The sequence below is a fragment of the Fructilactobacillus sp. X2R5C3 genome (assembly GCF_059901325.1).
This window is the reverse complement of record NZ_JBWXUY010000061.1, coordinates 1-241: the sequence shown is the minus strand read 5'-3', so window position 1 is coordinate 241 and position 241 is coordinate 1. Positions and strand designations below refer to the sequence as shown.

Here is a 241-nt window from a genome sequence, read left to right as displayed (position 1 = left end):
AGATTATCCATTAAATACTTATCAAATGAATGATGAAGTAGGTGGTTATGTTTTAGATCATTTAAAGGGAATTGAGGCTCAAATGAAGCATCCTGACATTAATTTACAAATTGATGTTCGAATGTCAGGAATTTATTTGTCTAGTCAGACCATTCAAGGCGCCCTTGGACTACCAGTTGGAACTGGTGGACGAGGGACAATGATGTTATCGGGTGGAATTGACTCTCCAGTAGCTGCCTAC

General features: G+C 39.0%; 1 protein-coding gene. It reads left to right on the top strand.

Annotation, left to right across the window (positions count from 1 at the left end; genetic code table 11):
* Nucleotides 1-241, top strand: a 241-nt coding sequence (locus AC6UDE_RS07160; RefSeq protein WP_500697058.1) for a THUMP domain-containing protein, incomplete at both ends; no start/stop codon positions are given.